Raw genomic sequence first — 16,487 nt, forward strand, 5'->3', positions numbered from 1 at the left:
CTCAATCACTCAGCTACTCAGTCGCTAAGTCACGCAGTGAGATTAAAAGCCCACGTTGATGCCGGCGATGAAGGCCCGCGTAACGGGGTAGTTGACGCCCACGCCGGCCAGACCCGCGCTGGAGCTGTTGGGGTTGCCGCCCGTGAACTCGATGCCGCCGGGGTTGCCCGCGTTAAAGCGGCTGGAGTACGACAAGGCATCGGGGTCAATGGCTTTGTTGTCCTTGAAGTACTGCGCCTTGGCCCAGATGAGCGGGTTTTGCACCTGCAGGTAAATGCGGGCCGAGCTCATGAAGGCCTTGGTGGCCCAGGCCGAAGGGATGGTGTAGCCCAGGTCGATGCTGCGCACTTTCACGAACGTGCCGCTGAGGTAGGCCAAGGTCTGGCCGTAGGTGGGCCACTCGGTGGCGCGGGCGCTCTGGTCGGGCTGCGGGTAGTCGTTGGTGGGGTTGCTGGCCGTCCAGTAGTTCAGGTTTACCTGGTTGCGGCGGCCGGTGTTGGTGGCGAAGTAAGCCGGGCCAAACAACGTGGGGTCTACCACGGTGGCGCCCACGCGGGTCAGGGCCACCACGTTCAGGTCGAAGCCTTTGAAGCGGAAGCGGTTGGTGAGGCCGGCCTCAAACTTGGGCTGGCGCGAGCCGATAATCTGGCGGTCGTTGGCGTTGATGACGCCGTTTTTGTCCAGGTCTTCCACCTTGATTTGTCCGGGCTTCGAGCCGTACTTCTTGGCTTCATCGGCCTCCGAGGTCTGCCAGATGCCGATTTTCTTGTAGTCGTAGATTACGTAGAGCGGCTGGCCGATGAAACGCTGGTTGCCCACGTCGCTCCGCTCGTTGCCTTGGGCGTCTTTGCCCCGGGCCAGCGACAGCACTTTCTCGCGGTTCACGGTGAAGTTCCAGTCGGTGCTCCACTCAAAGCCGCCCTCCTGTTTGGAGCGCACGTTGGCCGTGCTCAGCGACACCTCCAGGCCGCGGTTCTGGGTCTCGCCGGCGTTGCGCACAAACGAGCCGTAGCCGCTGGAGGTGGGCAGGGCATCGGGCAGCAGCAGGTCGCTGGTGCGCTGCTGGTACACCTCTACGCTACCCGACAGGCGGTTTTCCAGGAAGCCGAAGTCGAGGCCGAAGTTGGTGGTGGCGGTGTATTCCCAGCCCAGGTTGGGGTTCGGGATGCTGGACGGCACCACGCCCACGGCGCCGGTAGGCCCGAAGTTGTAATAGCCCGCGCCGATGCCCGACTGCAGCGAGCCAAGCGTTTGGTAGGGGTTGACGGCGGTGCTGCCCACGCGGCCGTAGCTGGCGCGCAGCTTCAGGGTGTTCACCCACGAGTAGTCTTTCAGGAAATCCTCGTTGGCAACGTTCCAGGCCACGGCGGCCGAGGGGAAGGATTTGTACTTGTTGCCGGGCGCCAGGCGCGACGAGCCGTCGGTGCGCAGGGTCAGCGTGGCCGAGTACTTGTTGGCGAAGGCGTAGTTGACGCGGCCCATAAAGGAAACGATGTCCCACTGCTGCTGCCCGCTGAAGGCGTTGGTGGGCGAGCCGGCGCCCAAGTTGTTGTCGAGCTGGTAGTTGGTGGGCAGGTTGCGCACGCCGGTGCCGAAGTTGTCGGTGCGGAACTCCTGGGCGCTGTACAAGCCCGTGAAGTTCAGGTCGTGCTGGCCAAAGGTGCGGTTATACGTCAGGATGTTTTCAGCCAGCAGGTTGAAGGCCAGGCTGGTGGAGCGGCCGGCCGTGGCGGGGCCGCCGCCGTTCTGCGGCGTCAGCGAAGCGAAGAAGTTGCCGTTGTTTTCCGAGCGCACGTCCAGGCCCAGGTTGAGCCGGTAGTCCAGTCCTTTCAGGATGTTCACCTGCCCGTAGAGGCTGTTGAAGGTGCGCACCCGGCGGTTCTGGTCTTTGTGGGCGTCGGTGGTGTACAGCGTCAGCGGGTTCGACATCCCGGTGTCGGTGTTGGGGTAGAGAATCGGAATGCCGTTGGCGTCGTAGGGCGAGGCCAAGGGGCTGGTTGTGATGATGCTGTACAGGATGTTGATGTTGGGGTCATCGGCCCGGTTGAAGGTATTGAGCGTGTTGAGCCCGACTTTCACCCGGCCGCCAATTTTCTGGTCGAGGGTGCCGCGCAGCGAATAGCGCTGGAAGCGCTGCACCGGCACAATGCCGGTTTCGTCGTAGTAGCCCAGCGAGGCCGAGTACTGGGTCTGCTCGGTGCCGCCGCTCAGCCCCAGCACGTGGTTCTGAATGTGGCCGTTGCGGTACATCAGGCTTTGGTAATCGGTTGATTTGCCGGCGGCGTAGTTGGCCCGCTCGTCGGCCGTCAGGAACGACGTGGCCGTGTTGGGGTCGTAGCCCGGGTTCTGGGCGCGGTAGGCTTCGAGGCGGTAGTTGTAGTACTGCTGCCCGTTTTGCACGTCGTAGAGGCCGTAGGCTTTTTTCACGCCGTAGTAGCCGCTATAGGTGGCTTTGGGGGCGCCGGCTTTGCCGCGGCGGGTGGTGATGAGGATTACGCCGTTGGCGCCGCGCGCTCCGTAGATGGCCGTCGAGGAAGCGTCTTTCAGCACTTCCACCGACGTCAGGTCGTCGGGGTTCAGGTCGTTGAGGCTACCGTCGAAGGGCACGCCGTCCACCACCAGCAGCGGGTCGTTGCTGCCCGAAAACGAGCGGTTGCCCCGGATGCGAATCACCGGCGCCTGGCCCGGCGTGGTGCTCGAGCTGGCGATGGTCACGCCCGCGGCGCGGCCTTGCAGGGCCTGGCCCACGTTGGCCACCGGCACGTCGCGCAGCTGCTCCTCGCTCACCGACGAGATGGCGCCCGTCACTTGGCTTTTCTTCTGCACGCCGTAGCCCACCACCTGCACCTCATTCAGCGTCTGGGCCTCAGGAGCCAGGCGAACATCCGTGGGGCCGGAAGCGCCGATGGGCACTTCTTTGCGCTCGAAACCAATGGAGCTGATAACGAGCGTGTTTTGGCCTTCCGGCACGGTCAGGGTATACACCCCGTCCGCGTTGGTGGTGGCCCCGTTGGTGGTACCCTTCACCAGCACCGTTACGCCGGGCAGGGCTTCGCCTTTGTCCGACGTAATCTTGCCCGTCACCGTGCGCCCAACCTGGGCCCACGCACTGGTGGGCACCAGCCCCCCCGCCAGCAGGAAGCCGGCCCCCATGAGTTGCGCACAGAGCCGGACCTGGCACAGTGCGGATTTCAATAAATGTACTCGCATGATATTCAGTGGGTTTTTTGTGGTTTGGTGAGAATGTTGTTTTATAAGGCAGGTACTTAAAAGCCAATGGAATTGCCGCCGTCCACGGGTAGCGACACGCCCGTGATGTAGCGTGCGGCCGGCGAGGCCAGGAACACGGCCGCGTGGCCGATGTCGGCGGGCTGGCCGAAGGCGCCCATGGGCGTGCGCCGCATGGCCCGGTCGCGGCGCTCGGGGTCGGAGTTCATGGCCTTGCGGCTCATCTCGGTTTCGATGAAGCCCGGCGCAATGGCGTTCACGCGCACGCCCTGGCCCGAGAACTCCGAGGCCAGCACCTTCACCATGCCCTCCACCGCCGACTTGGATGCTGCATAAGCCACCACGCGGTCGATGCCGTAGTAGGCAGCCATCGACGAAATCATGAGGATGACACCCTTCTTGCGGGCCACCATGCCCCGGGCGCACTCCCGGGTGAGGGCAAACACGGAGTGCAGGTTGGTGTGCAGAATGCGGCTGAATTCCTCGTCCGTGACTTCCAGCGCCGGCTTCTTCATGTTGATGCCGGCGTTGTTGACCAGAATGTCCAGGGGGCCGTAGCTGGCTTCAACCTGCGCCACCAGCCCTTCGATGGAGGAGAGGTCGTTGATATCGTTGACGATGTATTGAGCCGACCGGCCCAGGCCCTCCGCGGCGTCGCGCAGCACTTCTTCGCGCCGGCCCGTGATGACCACCGTGGCCCCGGCCGCAGTCATGCAGCGCGCGATTTCGAGCCCAATGCCCGTGCCGCCGCCGGTGATGAGGGCCAGCTTGCCGTCCAGCGAAAACACGTTTTCGGGCTGGGGCTGGGCCACAGCTACCCCCACAGGTTCGGGCTGGCCGTTGGGAGCGAGATTAATAGAAATCGGCATAGTGTTGATTTCGATGAGATTGGCAGGGAAAGAATTACTTGAGCTGATAGAGGTCCACCAGGCTTTTGACTTCGGCCAGCGTGCGGGTGGGCGGGGCAAAAGGCGCCGGAATGGGCTGGCGCGAATAGGTCTGGAAGTAGAGCACGCAGGCATCGCGCCACCACAGGGCTTCCTGCCGCTGGATTTGCAGGCGGGCCGTGACGTCGGCGTGCACGGCGGGGTCCACGGCGGGTTTCACGCTGGCCCAGCGCTGCTGCATCCAGGTCACGGAGTCGGCGCCGGTGTAGTAGCGGGTCACCAGCTCGTTCCAGAGGGTGCGGCCGGTGGGCAGCGGCTGCTTCCAGCCCACGTGATGGAACCAGAGCAGGTAGTTGAGCGGGCAGGTTTTGGGGTCGCCCCACTGCTTCTGCACGCCGGGGGAGTACAGCGCCAGGGCGTTGGAGCCGGTGGCGGTGCGGTTGAAGCCCAGCCCCAGGGAGTCGGCTTTGTGGTAGTACACGGCCGTCCAGTCGGGGCGGCCGGCCTTGGCCAGCCAGGGCTGGGGGCCGTAGTGAATGCTCTCGCCCATGATGTGGTGCAGGCCCAGCGGTGTGGTGTAGCGCACGTAGATGTCGCGCGACTTATCCATCATATCCACGATGGTGGCCACGGCTTTGGGCTCGCGGGTCAGGGTCATCTTGGCCCATTCGGTGGCAATGGCGGCCGAGGTCAGGTGGTAGTCCCAGGCCAGGCGGCCGAAGGCGTACCAGTTGGCCTGGCCCATGGGGTGGCCGGTCCAGTTGCGGTCGGAACCGATGTTGGCCACGCCCGCAATGCCGCTGATACGGTGCTGGTCGAGGCTGCCGTCCACCACCTTCGCCACCATGGAGCCGGGGCCCTTGGTTTGGGTATCCGAATCGAGGCACTCTTTGAAAAGCGGCGCCAGATACACCAGGTGCGTGGCAAAGCCCAGGTACTCCTGGGTAATCTGCACTTCGAGCACCAGCGGCGTCTTGGGCATGGCCCCAAACAGCGGGTGGAACGGCTCGCGGGCCTGGAAGTCAATGGGCCCGTTCTTCACCTGCACCAGCACTTTGGGCAAGAACTTGCCATCGAGCGGCTTAAACTCCTCGTAGGCTTCCTTAAATCGGTCGCCGTTGCTGTTGGCCTTGTACACAAAGGCGCGCCACATCACGATGCCGTCGTGCTGGCCCAAGGCGTCGGCCAGCATGTTGGCGCCGTCGGCGTGGTTGCGGCCGTAGTCCTGCGGGCCGGGCTCGCCCTCGGAGTTGGCCTTCACCAGAAAGCCGCCGAAGTCGGGAATTACCTTATAAATCTCCTCGGTCTTGGCGGCCCACCACTGCTTCACTTGCGGGTCGAGCGGGTCGGAGGTTTTCAGGCCGCCTATCACCTTGGGCGCGGCCCAAAACACCGACAAGTATACCCGGATGCCATAGGGCCGAAACACGCCGGCCAGGGCCTTCACCTTCTGCAGGTACTCGGGCGTGAGGTAGCGCGCGCTGGCGTTCACGTTATTAATAGCCACGCCGTTTATGCCAATCGAGGCATTGGCGCGGGCATAGTCGGTATAGCGCGGGTCGAGGTTGTTGGGCAGCTCGTACCATTTCCAGATGGACGAGCCCGCGTAGCCCCGCTCCACCGTGCCGTTCGGGTTGTCCCAATGGTTGAGCAGGCGGTACTGAATGCGCGGACTGCTGGCCTGAGCCAGGTTAGAAACTGGCTGCCCGGTCTGTAGTTCCCGCAGCAGAGCAAACACACCGTAGAGTACGCCGGCTCCGCTCCTACCCGTCACCACCAGGTTGCGGCCTTGGGCTAAAATGCGGTAGCCGTCCTGGCTGTGCCCGGTTACGGAAACGTTTGCGGTCGGGCTTACTATTAAAAGAATCCCGCGTTTTGTACTACCTGACTCCACCTTTGCCACCACCGGCACCGGCTGGCCCAATAGCCCTTGCAGGCCGCGCTGTAGTTCCTTCGCGGCTGTCTTAAGCACTATTGAGCTGCCATCGGCGGCAATGTACTGGGCTGCTTGCCGGTAGGCGTTGCGTTGGGCCACATCCGTAATCGGGTCGTACTTGAGCCACAGCCGGTAGCCATCGTCGGCCAAGCCGCGGTGCGCGGCGGCAACGAATACCAACAGGAGCAATAAAGACCGGAGCGACATGTGGGTGGGATTTGGGGGAGGAGGTTAGGAGTATTGCTGGGCTTCGGCGCGCACGCTGGGCGGCGCGTCCTCGGCTTCCAGACTGCGGCGGATGCCGTATTCCAGGCCGCGCAGCTCGGCTAGCCCGCGTAGGCGGCCGATGGCGGAGTAGCCGGGGTAGGTTTTCTTCTTGAGGTCGTCGAGCATCTGGTGGCCGTGGTCAGGGCGCATGGGGATGGCGCGGCCGCCGTGCTCGGCGCGGCGCAGCTCCTCCAGCACCAGCTCGCGCACCACGGCGTACATGTCCACGTCGCCCGCCAAGTGGTCAGCTTCGTGGAAGTTGCGCGGATTGTCTTCGCGCTTAGTAGTCCGCAGGTGGATGAAATGGATGCGGGGCCCGAAGCGGCGCGCAATGGCGGCGGGGTCGTTGTCGGGCCGCACGCCCAGGGAGCCGGTGCAGAACGTGAGGCCGTTGGCTGGCACGTCGCAGGCCGCCATCAGCTGGGCAATGTCGGCTTCGGTGCTCATCACGCGGGGCAGGCCCAGCAAGGGAAACGGCGGGTCGTCGGGGTGAATGCAGAGGCCGATGCCGAGTTCCTGAGCTACCGGAGCTACTTCTTGAATGAAGTAGTGCAGGTTTTCGCGCAAGGCCTGCGCATCGATAGCGGCGTACTCATCGAGCAAGCTTTGAAAGCCGGCCAGTTCAAACGCTTCTTCGGAGCCGGGCAGGCCCAGCAGCACGGTATTGGTGAGGCTGGCAATGGCCTCGGGGCTCATGGCGGCGAACTGCTGCCGAGCGGCTTCGGCCACGGCGGGTTCGTAATCGTTTGCGGCGCCGGGCCGCTTAAGAATAAAGAGGTCGAATACGGCGAAATCCTGCCACACAAACCGCAGGGCGCGCGAGCCGTCGGGCATTTCGTAGCTCAGGTCGGTGCGCGACCAGTCCAGCACCGGCATGAAGTTGTAGCACACGGTGCGAATGCCGCAGGCCGCCAAGTTGCGCAGCGACTCCTTGTAATTCTCTATGTACTGCTCGCGCGAGGGGCGGCCTTTCTTAATGTCTTCGTGCACCGGCAGGCTCTCCACCACTTCCCAGTGCAGGGGGGAGTGGGTGGCGTTGTCGGCTTCGATGAGTTGCTGGCGGGCCCGAATATCCGTAACGGGCCACTCCGCTCCTACTGGTATCTGGTGCAGCGCCGTAACCACGCCCGCGCACCCAGCCTGCCGAATATCAAAAAGCGAAACCGGGTCGTGCGGACCGAACCAACGCATGGTGTGTAGCATAAGACGCTTCTTCAGAATACAATTTATCCATACACTAATCCGGCGGGTAACGCTCGAGTCTCAAAAAGCTACCGGAAACCTATTTGCTGGACTACTTACCGAAAGTACATAATGATTACCTATAGTCAATACCCGAAAAACAGCTTAAACAACTTGTTTTCAGGGAAAAACTATCGGCAACGATTCCGGAATCGTTGCCGATAGCTATCTTGGCTGTGCGGTAGCAAAAAAAATATTTTGTGTCTTACCTTTGAATAACAAGACAAAGCAGGAGCAACCGGCCGTATCTAAACTCGTCCTTTTCCACAAAAAGTACAAACTAAGATGATAACCTGCGTCAAATGCAAACAGAGTAGCTCGGTCTTGAAAGCCGGCTTCGTGCGGGGCCGTCAGCGCTTTTTGTGCAAGGCCTGCGACTACCACTTCACGGAGGAGAAGCCCGCCGGCCAGCTCACCGAGCGCCGCCGCCGCCAAACCACCATCGGCGACGTGGCCAAGGCCGTGGGCGTGGCCTCCTCCACGGTGTCGCGGGCCCTGAACGGGCACACCGACATCAGCCCCACCACCCGCCAGGCCATTCTGGACGCGGCCCGGCAGCTGGACTACCACCCCAACCTGCTGGCCCAGAGCCTAAAAAGCCGCGAAACCCACACCCTCGGCGTTATCATTCCGGACATTGAGCGGCCGTTTTTTGCCACCGTAGTCAGCGGCATTCAGGACGTGGCCTCCGAGGCCGGCTACCGGGTAATGATTTGCCAGTCAAAAGAATCGTACCAAACGGAGGTGAGCAACGTGCAGGCCCTGGTGGCCAGCCGGGTCGACGGCCTGCTCATTTGCCACTCGCGCGAAACCAGGAACTTCGACCACGTGAAGCCCGAGGCGTGCCGGGGCGTGCCCGTGGTGCACTTCGACCGCGTGAGCGACGAAGTAGACAGCGCCAAGGTGATTCTGGACGACTGGAACGGCGCCTTCAACGTCACCGAGCACCTCATTCAGCAGGGCGCGCGCCGCATCGCCATTCTGGCGGGGCCCGAGACGCTGCTCATCAGCCGCAACCGCCTGGCCGGCTACCAGCACGCCCTGAAGCGCTACAACCTCGACCTGCGCCCGGAGTATGAGGTGCACATCGAGTTCCAGACGGAAGAGGCCGTGGCCGCGCTCGACAACTGGCTGGCCCTACCCGAGCCCCCCGATGCCATTTTCGCCATCAACTACACCAACGCCTTCGACCTGCTGGTGGCCCTAAAAAAGCGCCACCTGCGCGTGCCCGACGACATTGCCGTGGTGGGCTTCGGCGACGAATTCATGGCCTCCATGATAGAGCCGGGCCTCACCACCGTCAACCTCCACCCCTACCGCATCGGCCAGCAGGCCGCCCGGCTGTTCCTGGAGCAGGTGCGCGAAAAGGAGGATTTCCAGCCCCGCACCTTCGTCATCTCCGGCGATTTGGTTATTCGCGGCTCCTCATTGAAAGGTAAGGGCGACTCGTTTAGTCTGAGTATTTAATACAGGCATTTTTTTAGTGCTTGGTAAATGGTCGTCATGCAGAGCGCAGCGAAGCATCTTATCACCGCGGAACGAATCGTTGAGCCGGGAGAAGATGCTTCGCTGCGCTCTGCATGACAGACGGTTGAGTTAATGCCCTAGGCAATAAGCTAGGTTAACAGTCTACCATTGCTGATTTGAAAAAATAGCCTTTCCATTTTGGAAAAATATCTCCCCGTTGAGCTAAATGCTCGGCGGGGATTTTTCATTTAATCAGCTCAATATCAATCGACAGACGGCAATTCCGAAAATTAATTATCGAAACGGCACTGGTATTGGCATAGGGTGGAAGTCACTAACCACCCGCTGCCATGGCCATTCTTGATAACCTCACCAAAGCCGCCAAGGGCTTTTTCATCGAAGAAGATGAACAGGCCTCCGCTGCAACTCCTGCACCAGTAGCCCCGGCGCTGGCCACACCGGCTACCACTGGAGCCGCCGGCCCGGCGCCGCTCGTCACCCAAGCCGAGCAGCGCCACCTCGACCACATCGCCAGCTTGCTGGTAGGCGACGGCAAAGACTTCGGCGCCTACACCAAGATGGTGAGCAGTATGGCCAGCAGCGGCCTCACGGGCCCGCTGCTCTACCAAACGGCCTTCAACGCCTTCTCCGCCCTCACCGGCGTGGACCGCCCCGCCCTACTGGCCTCGGCCGAGCAGCTCACCCACAGGCTGGCCGACGACCGGGCCCGGGTGCTGCAGCGCCACCGCGAAAAGCTGGGCGAAGCCACCTCGAAAGCCGCGCCCGGCCCCTTGGCACTGCTGCAACAGCGCGAATCTCAGCTGCAAGCCGATGTAGCCGCGCTCACCCAGCAGCTCACCGAAAAGAGCCAGCAGCTACGCGACATCCAGCAGCAGGCGCAGGCAGAAAAGCAGAAAACGCAGGCCGCACTGGCCTCCTACGAGCTGGCCAATGCCGCGGCCGCCGCTGAGCTGCAGGCACACCGCCAGGCCGCGCAAAACTTCCTCAGCGGTGAGGTGGCGAAATAGTGAGATGGTGAGTCGCCATGCGCTCACGCCTATTTCCGCCGCTTCGCCCCTTCGCACTCTTTAACGCATCACACCTCACCATTTCACTATTTCAGCGATGAACACGCTACTAACAACTTCCTCAGACACCGATACCGGCCTGCCCAAGTGGCAAAAGCCGGAAAAGATTGCCGGCCGCGTGGTGCTCCTCGGGCTGGCGGGCGCAGCCGTGTACTACTGGGGCAAAATACTGCCCTTTCTCGTCGACGTCGTCTTCAACAGCGTGAAGCTGGGAATTGGGCTGGGCGTGCTGTTCGTGCTGTTTTTGCTGGTCACGAACAAGCGCATTCACGCCGGGCTGTGGTATGCTGGGCAGCGCATTCTGCGCACGTTGGCCGGGATTTTCGTCAACACCGACCCCATCGGCATCATGCAGGACTACATCAAGAACACCGAGCAGGAAGCCCGCAAGATGGACGCCGAAGTAACCAACATTGAAGGTGCCCACGAGCTGGTGAAGCGCAAGCTGGCCGCCAACACCACCCAGATGAAGGAGTACCTGGCCTTGGCCAATTCCGCCACCCGCCAGGGCGAAAAGGACATGGCCGAGAGCTACGCCAGCCGCGCCGCGCAGCTGGAAGACTACAACAAGCGCCTGCAGCCCATGGCCACCACCACGGCCAACGTCTCGGTAGTGATGCGTCAGATTCTGAAAGCCGCCCTGCGCCAGATTGACGGCAGCAAGTTCAAGGTCAACCTCTTGAAAGACGAGTACGAGCTAGTAAAACGCACCAGCTCGGGCATGCGCGCCGCCATGAACATCCTGCGCGGCGACCCCGACAAGAAGTACTTCTTCGACCTGGCCACCGACCGCGTGGCCCAGGACATGGCCCAGCAGCTCGGCCAAATCAAGCAGGCCATGCGCTACTCGCAGGAGTTCGTGAAGGAGATGGACATCCAGAATGGCGTGATGAGCGAGAAGGGCCAGCGCCTGCTCACCAAGTACCAAAACGGCGATTTCAACGCCGTGCTCAACGAAAAACCGCAAGCCCAACAATCCTTCGCCACCACCAAAAAAGCCTCCGATGATGCCTATTCTAGCCTGCTTGATTAGCTTTTTGCTGGCTGCCTGCCTGGTGAGCTTGCTGAGCCAACCGACTCTGGTGGCGCAACATCACCCCACACAAAAAGAACGTCATGCTGAGCGGAGCCGAAGCATCTCGCGTGCGGTAGTAATCAATGCCGCTACAACGAAGCGGTAGAGATGCTTCGACAAGCTCAGCATGACTGTTCTGGGTCGCCCAAGCGAGATGCCTCGGCTACGCTCGGCATGACCAACTGATAGGACCAACTGATAGGCCAGGAGCAGCCACCACCCCTACCAAAGCAACTCAAAACACTTGCGCCCGAAACGGGCGCCCCACTCCTCTTTTGCCTTTACTAAAATGACAACACGTGGTAAAATCGTAATCGGCCTGCTCCTGGTAGCGGCCCTTTACTTCGGTATCAATAAGCTGGTTTCCAGCGGTGCCGTGTTCAAGAAAGCCGAAACGCAGTCGGTAATGCTCAACTCGATTGAGCTGCCGGCCGCCACGGGCGGCAGCCGGGCCACCATTGTGGTGCCGCTGGCGCCGCTGCCGGGCACGGCCCCGGCCGACAAGGGTACTCCCGTGGTGTGGGAGGTGATGGCCTGGAACAGCCAGATGGCCGGCATGCTGGCCAACGGCGGCCCGCGCAGCACCATGGGCTCCAGCATGGCCGCCAACGGCCTCGACCTGCAGATTGTGCGGCAGGACGACGTGAGCAAAATGCAGGCAGACCTCGTGAAAAACGCCCTCGACCTGCAAAACAAACCCGCCATGCCGGGCCTGATTGTGAGCATCATGGGTGACGGCCTGCCTGCTTTCTCGGCCGTGCAAACGCAGCTGCAGAAGGCCGGCACCAGCCTGCAAATCATCCCCTATTCGGTGGGCAAGAGCTTTGGCGAAGACAAGCTGATGGGCCCGAAAGAATGGCTAGACAGCCCGAAATCGGCCCTGGGTAAAACCATTGCCTGCTACCTGCGCGACGGCGACCAGAACATTGCCCTGAAATGGTGCGCCGACAACGGCCTGAAAGTGAACCCCGACGAAACCACCTACGACCCCGAAGCAGTGAACTTCATGGCCGCCTCCGACTTCCTGGTAGCCGCTGAAAAGTACATCCTCGGCAAGCCGGAAGCCCGCACCAAAGTGGTGAACGGCAAGAACACCGGCGTGATAGTGGACGTGGTGGCCGACGCCGTAGCCACCTGGACGCCCGGCGACGTGAACATCGCCAAGCAGCGCGGCGGCCTCGTCAACATCGTGAGCACGAAGGACTACTCCAACCAGATGCCCAACATCATGGTGACCACCAAGCGCTGGTACGATGCCCACCCCAAGGAAGTGCTGGGCCTGATGACGGCCTTCGCCGTGGCCGGCGACCAGGTGAAAAGCCACCCCGAAGCCCTGGCCCGTGCCGCCGACATTTCGGCCACCGTGTACGGCGACCAGGACAAGCCCGGCGCCTACTGGCTAAAGTATTACAAAAGCGTGAGCGAAGCCGACCGCAACGGCGACGTAGTGGAGCTGGGCGGCAGCAAAGCCTTCAACTTCAGCGACAACCTGAACCTGTTCGGCCTCGACGAAGGCGGCACCAACATCTACGCCGCCGTGTACAAAACCTTCGGCGACGTGCAAAGCAAGCTCTACCCCAAAGAGCTGCCCAGCTACGTGCCCCTGGCCGACATGCTGGACCTGACACCTCTCAAGAAGCTGCAGGCTCAATACAAAGGCAAAACCGTGGCCCCAGCCGAAACCCAGCAGTTTGCCGCCGACGACGAAATCCGCCAGAGCGTGAGCAAGCGGGCCTGGAACATCGCCTTCAACTCGGGCCAGAGCACCTTCACCCCCGCCGCCGAGCGCGACCTCAACCAGCTCTTCAACGACCTCGTGGTGGCCGGCCGCCTGAAAGTGGCCGTGCACGGCCACACCGACAACACCGGCGACCCCAGCCGCAACCAGCAGCTCTCCGAAGACCGCGCCATGGCCGTGCAGCACTGGCTGCAAGCCAAAAGCCGCAGTGCCTTCCCCGACGGCCGGGTGCAGGTGTACGCCCACGGCGCCACCGAGCCGGTAGCCAGCAACGCCACCCCCGACGGCAAAGCCAAAAACCGCCGCGTGGAAATCGTGCTGGGCAATTAAGCTCTATGCCCGAACCATAAAAGAACGTCATGCTGAGCGCAGCCGAAGCATCTCGCGTGAGGCAGTAATCAATACCGCCACAACGATTTAATTAGCAATACACGCGAGATGCTTCGGCTGCGCTCAGCATGACGTTCTGGTTTTTTCTCTCCCCAAAAATGAAAACTCTATTCGCCCCCAACGCCCAGCCGCACCGCCTAGTGTTCACCACCATGGTGGTAGCTCAAGTGGCTCTGCTGCTGTTAATATGGCTGTTCTACCCCATGCAGCTGTTCCCCAGCCTGGGCGAAGTGGTTCGCTCACTGGGCGACCTCATCACCACGCAGGGCCTCATTCAGGAGCTGTGGGCCAGCATGACCACGGCCCTGCAAGCCCTGGCCGTGGCCACGTTGCTGGCACTGGGCATCTCCTACCTCACGGCACTGCCCTTCTTCCGGCCCATTGCCTACGCGGCTAGCAAGATGCGCTATCTCACCCTCACGGGCCTCACGTTTTTCATGGCCCTGATGATGAGCTCCGGCCACCAGGTGAAGCTCTCGGTGCTCATTTTCGGCGCCACGGTGTACCTGGTCACGGGCATGACGAGCGTGATTCTGACCACCACGCAGGAGGAAATGGACCACGCCCGCACCCTGGGCATGGGCGAGTGGCGTAGCTTCTGGGAAGTGGTGGTGCTGGGCAAGCTCGATGAGATGCTGGAAGTGGTGCGCCAGAACTTCGCCATCATCTGGACCATGATTACGCTGGTCGAAACGCTGTACCAGAGCGAGGGCGGAATTGGGCTGTTGCTCTACAAGCAAAACCGTTACTTGCACCTCGATGGCGTGCTGGCTATTCAGCTAGTGATTCTGGCGACCGGGGCGGTGCAGGACTACGTGTTTGTGCTGCTGCGACGGGTGTTTTTCCCTTACTCGGCGCTAACTACCGCGAAGTAGCGTGGACTCTGCGAGTCCGCGCCGGGGCGAACGACAGCCACCATCCTGCCAGGCGCGGACTCGCAGAGTCCACGCTACAGCGGGGCCTGATACGTGTATGGCCATTGCTCCCAGTCTTCTACCAGTCCCGCTTGCACCGGATTTTCCACCACATAAGCCAACACCCGCTCCAATTCTCCTTTGCGTACCACATGGTCGTAGCTCTCTGCCTGCCAGAAAGTGCCTATTCGCCCAAGTAGTTTGTTCGCCTGTGTTGCGGTATAGCTTTTCAGTCGCTGCAGCGTTTTCACAAGCGGTGGAGCTTCTTCTAGCACCCGCATCACCAGATGCACAGGGTTTGGCATCAGGCAGTAGCACCGCAGGTCGTAGCCCATGCCATCGAAATAGCGCAAGGACTCCGCTATCAAGGCCGCGACGGCGGGCTGCCGCAAATATGTAGGGCCGTACTCGCCTTTGTTTAGTTGGGCATCGAAGCGACCAAAGTACCGTTTCTGCGCCGCATAAAGCTGCGCAGGTTCTACCTCAAAGCGTTGCCGGGCCAGCTCAATTTCGGCCTGTAGGTGCTCCACCACCGTGCGCGGCAGCGACCCCGCCAACCTAAAGGTGAGAAACACCACTTCACCCGGCGGCAACCGGTGCGGCAGGTTCCGCTCATAATGAATCAAGTCCGACACGCCCGCAATGTAGCGTGGACTCTGCGAGTCCGCGCCCTACCGCGCAATCCCAACAACCCTTACATACGCGGACTCGCAGAGTCCACGCTACAATCCGCCATGACTGCTCACGCCTACTCCTACAAAGACCCCATCCTCACTCTGAATGGCGTCTCCATTTCCTTCAACGGGGAAAAAGTCCTGCGCGACATCAACGCCCAGGTCCTCGACGTGACGCGCCCCGGCATGAACCAAGGTCAGGTGGTGGGCTTCTACGGCCGCTCGGGCATCGGCAAGTCGGTGCTGTGCCGCATCATGGCCGGGCTGATTGCGCCCACCGCCGGCACCGTGGAAGTGGGCCAGGCCCAACAGCCCGTGACACCCGGCATGGTGGGCTTCGTGCAGCAGCGATACCCGCTGTTCGACCACCGCACGCTGCTCGACAACCTGCTGGTGGCCGCCGAGCGCAAGCACGCCCCCGAAGTGGCCCGCCAGCACGTCGAAATCTACCTGGAGCGGTTCTGCCTCGCGCCGCACCGCAAAAAGTACCCGGCCCACCTCTCGGGCGGGCAGCGTCAGCGGGCGGCCATCGCCCAACAGCTGCTCTGCTCCGACCACCTCATCCTGCTCGATGAGCCTTTCTCCGGCCTCGACGTAGCGATGATTGACGAGGTGAAACGCATTATCGTCGAAGTGACGACCATGGACGAGCTAAACACCGTCATCATCGTCTCGCACGACATCGTGACCACCACCGCCCTGGCCGACCGCCTCTGGCTTCTCGGCTACGAGCACGATGCGGCCGGGGCCCTCGTGCCGGGCGCCACCATCAGCCCCCAGCACCAATACAACCTGGCCGAAATGGGCCTCGCCTGGCACGAAAACGTCGAAGCCGAACCGGAATTCGCCCAGTTCGTGGAGCACATCAAGAATGAGATTCGGGGGAGTTAATAATCCCACTTGATGTACTTGCTTTCAACGCCTGTTCAGCAGCAAATTTTAAACTGGTGTCCTTGATGAGTTGACACTCTAAAAGAAACTCATGTGTCAATGATTTCTTCCAGCCTCCACTAGCAGCCGCAACCCAGTACCTAAGCCCGGATTGGTCACCTGGATATCCACGGACGCCATCTATAAACTTCGGTTGTCTCGCTACGGCAATGATGCTTTGAATCGTTTCATCGTCAGGCACTAGTTTAAGTAAAGCAATTGCTCGCAACGCACCGTCTATGAACATTGCATTTTGCGTTTTCAAAACTTCAGCCCAAACTTCCGCAAGGGGCTTCTCTAAAACAGATAAGCGTAAGACTGCATCGCCAAGCCCTAAATAAGTCATTGTCGCGTCAAAATCTTGGTGCGTTAATTCCCATAGAAAAGGCAATGCTGGCTGATATTTAACTACACCCAAAGCCGCAATTAAATGGTATCGAGCAGACCAGGTTCGTTTGTCTTTAACCTCCTTTTTTAAAGCATCTAATAGTGCTTCCCCTGATTCGGGCAAGCCTAATTTACGGAGTCGCTTTGCTCCTGACTCTCTTTTAAGAGCTATTGAGTTGTTTAATAATTCAACAGCTTCAGCAAGCTTCAAAGCAACATCAGACATACAGCAGAATGGATAATTGGCGTCATCAAAACTAGGCA

12 protein-coding genes are annotated in these 16,487 nt (G+C 61.0%); 6 read left to right on the plus strand and 6 right to left on the minus strand.

Annotated elements, in window-relative coordinates:
* Positions 1-42 precede the first annotated feature (42 nt).
* The 4 genes from AUC43_RS17015 to uxuA are packed head-to-tail and all read right to left on the minus strand — an operon-like array spanning position 43 to position 7,509.
* A complete protein-coding gene (locus AUC43_RS17015; RefSeq protein WP_082685162.1) occupies positions 43-3,210 on the minus strand; it encodes a SusC/RagA family TonB-linked outer membrane protein in 3,168 nt (1,055 codons plus the stop codon).
* A 56-nt stretch (positions 3,211-3,266) separates the two neighbouring features.
* Entirely contained in the window at positions 3,267-4,097 is an 831-nt protein-coding gene (locus AUC43_RS17020) for an SDR family NAD(P)-dependent oxidoreductase (RefSeq protein WP_082685163.1), read from the minus strand.
* 34 nt (positions 4,098-4,131) lie between these two features.
* Positions 4,132-6,258 carry an alpha-glucuronidase family glycosyl hydrolase gene (locus AUC43_RS17025; RefSeq protein ID WP_068196414.1) on the minus strand — a complete coding sequence of 709 codons (2,127 nt, stop codon included), beginning with the start codon at positions 6,256-6,258 and terminating at the stop codon, positions 4,132-4,134.
* Between the two features lie 24 nt (positions 6,259-6,282).
* Positions 6,283-7,509 (minus strand): mannonate dehydratase, encoded by a 1,227-nt coding sequence (uxuA, locus tag AUC43_RS17030; protein ID WP_082685164.1) that lies wholly within the window; start codon positions 7,507-7,509, stop codon positions 6,283-6,285.
* A 336-nt stretch (positions 7,510-7,845) separates the two neighbouring features.
* Here uxuA and AUC43_RS17035 point away from each other — a divergent pair, with 336 nt between their 5' ends.
* From AUC43_RS17035 to AUC43_RS17055, 5 genes are all read left to right on the plus strand, one after another.
* Positions 7,846-9,027 carry a LacI family DNA-binding transcriptional regulator gene (locus AUC43_RS17035; RefSeq protein ID WP_068196419.1) on the plus strand — a complete coding sequence of 394 codons (1,182 nt, stop codon included), beginning with the start codon at positions 7,846-7,848 and terminating at the stop codon, positions 9,025-9,027.
* 350 nt (positions 9,028-9,377) lie between these two features.
* Complete coding sequence (locus AUC43_RS17040; RefSeq protein WP_068196422.1) at positions 9,378-10,055, plus strand: hypothetical protein; 678 nt, start codon at positions 9,378-9,380, stop codon at positions 10,053-10,055.
* Between the two features lie 97 nt (positions 10,056-10,152).
* Complete coding sequence (locus AUC43_RS17045) at positions 10,153-11,148, plus strand: hypothetical protein (protein WP_068196424.1); 996 nt, start codon at positions 10,153-10,155, stop codon at positions 11,146-11,148.
* Positions 11,149-11,479: 331 nt separating this feature from the next.
* Positions 11,480-13,258, plus strand: a complete 1,779-nt coding sequence (locus AUC43_RS17050) for an OmpA family protein (RefSeq protein ID WP_068196427.1) — start codon at positions 11,480-11,482, stop codon at positions 13,256-13,258.
* 158 nt (positions 13,259-13,416) lie between these two features.
* Positions 13,417-14,193: an ABC transporter permease gene (locus AUC43_RS17055; protein WP_071886124.1), complete on the plus strand. Its 777-nt coding sequence runs from the start codon at positions 13,417-13,419 to the stop codon at positions 14,191-14,193.
* A 74-nt stretch (positions 14,194-14,267) separates the two neighbouring features.
* Here the strand turns inward: AUC43_RS17055 and AUC43_RS17060 are convergent, their stop codons facing one another.
* On the minus strand, positions 14,268-14,867 hold the full coding sequence (locus AUC43_RS17060; protein ID WP_071885954.1) for a transposase: 600 nt from the start codon (positions 14,865-14,867) through the stop codon (positions 14,268-14,270).
* Positions 14,868-14,966: 99 nt separating this feature from the next.
* On the opposite strand from AUC43_RS17060, the gene AUC43_RS17065 reads away from it, so the two are divergent.
* A complete protein-coding gene (locus AUC43_RS17065) occupies positions 14,967-15,797 on the plus strand; it encodes an ATP-binding cassette domain-containing protein (protein WP_068196436.1) in 831 nt (276 codons plus the stop codon).
* Here AUC43_RS17065 and AUC43_RS21085 read toward each other — a convergent pair.
* Positions 15,772-16,449, minus strand: a complete 678-nt coding sequence (locus AUC43_RS21085) for a hypothetical protein (protein WP_157781143.1) — start codon at positions 16,447-16,449, stop codon at positions 15,772-15,774. The genes AUC43_RS17065 and AUC43_RS21085 overlap by 26 nt on opposite strands.
* Positions 16,450-16,487: the final 38 nt, after the last annotated feature.

The sequence above is a fragment of the Hymenobacter sedentarius genome, from assembly GCF_001507645.1.
GTDB classification, from domain to species: Bacteria; Bacteroidota; Bacteroidia; order Cytophagales; family Hymenobacteraceae; genus Hymenobacter; species Hymenobacter sedentarius.